The organism is Bacillus sp. LR--39, from assembly GCF_053613335.1.
In genome coordinates this window covers 1-1,046 of sequence record NZ_JBSIOT010000346.1, presented here as the reverse complement: position 1 = coordinate 1,046, position 1,046 = coordinate 1, and the positions used below count along the sequence as shown (strand labels likewise).

Annotated in this window: 2 protein-coding genes; both read right to left on the bottom strand. The window is 46.3% G+C overall.

Going from position 1 to position 1,046, the window contains the following annotated elements; genetic code table 11:
- A partial coding sequence (locus ACWHAR_RS23105) for a TetR/AcrR family transcriptional regulator (RefSeq protein WP_452087949.1) occupies window positions 1–324 on the bottom strand: 324 nt, incomplete at its 3' end.
- A 114-nt stretch (window positions 325–438) separates the two neighbouring features.
- A complete protein-coding gene (locus ACWHAR_RS23100) occupies window positions 439–966 on the bottom strand; it encodes a hypothetical protein (RefSeq protein ID WP_017695615.1) in 528 nt (175 codons plus the stop codon).
- Window positions 967–1,046 lie beyond the last annotated feature (80 nt).

Below are 1,046 nucleotides of genomic sequence, written 5' to 3'. Positions count from 1 at the left end.
GTTAATGATATAGCACGCCTTCGCCCGTTCAGGATCCCTCAAAGCATTGACACCTTCTTGAAAAATATTACGAATGGCTTCCTTTACAGATCCTGGCGATTCAAGCCTTTCCATAACGGCAGTGTTTTTCCCTTCAAGATACGTTTTCACAGCGGACAAAAACAAATCACGCTTCGTGCCATACGTATCATACAAACTTTGGCGCGCAATGCCTAAATGAGAGAGCAGATCCTGAAGAGACGTTCCTTCGTAGCCATACTCTCCAAAAACCTCTATCGCCCTGTGAAGAACAAGCGCCGTATCAAATTCTTTATTCCTCCCCAAAAGACGATCACCTCCTGAAACAAATGTTACCAGTTTCCAGACTGAACAGTCAAGAAAAAAGCTAAAAAAACACTCTTGATCTGCAAGAGTGTCCTCTTTTTATCATCATCTTCTTTATTTATAACCGTCTTTTCCCCAGTGGCCCATATGGTGGTGATGGTGGCCATAATGACCATCATGATGATGGTGATGATTATCCTTTCCAACATGGTGATGATGGTGATGAAGATTATCTTTTCCATCATGATGATGGTGATGAAGATTATCTTTTCCATCATGATGATGGTGATAATAGTGGTGATGTCCATCATTTTCATGGTGCATGCTCGGATAGCTTCCAGCTCCCGGAGAGCCTCCATAGCCGCCGCTTGGGTAACCGCCGTACCCACCATATCCCGGATAGCCGCCGACTCCTCCATGTATGCCGTGATCTGGGTAGCCTTGCATGCCATAGCCCGGGTAGCCTCCATACATGTCATAGCCCGGATAGCCTGTGCTTTGCATGCCATAGCCCGGGTGGCCTCCATACATGTCATAGCCCGGATAGCCTGTGCTTTGCATGCCATAGCCCGGGTGGCCAATACCAAAGCCCTGATAATGACCAAAACCAGGTCCGCCATACATATGTCTTGTATCAGTCATATTCACTCTCTCCTTCACATAGGTTACAGTCCAGAGTATGAGAATATCTTATAGATCGTATAGGCGGCCGCCTACATACA

What these genes read in the sequence shown, in the direction of transcription:
- ACWHAR_RS23100 (WP_017695615.1), bottom strand. Translation starts at nt 966, where the DNA reads ATGACTGATACAAGACATATGTATGGCGGACCTGGTTTTGGTCATTAT.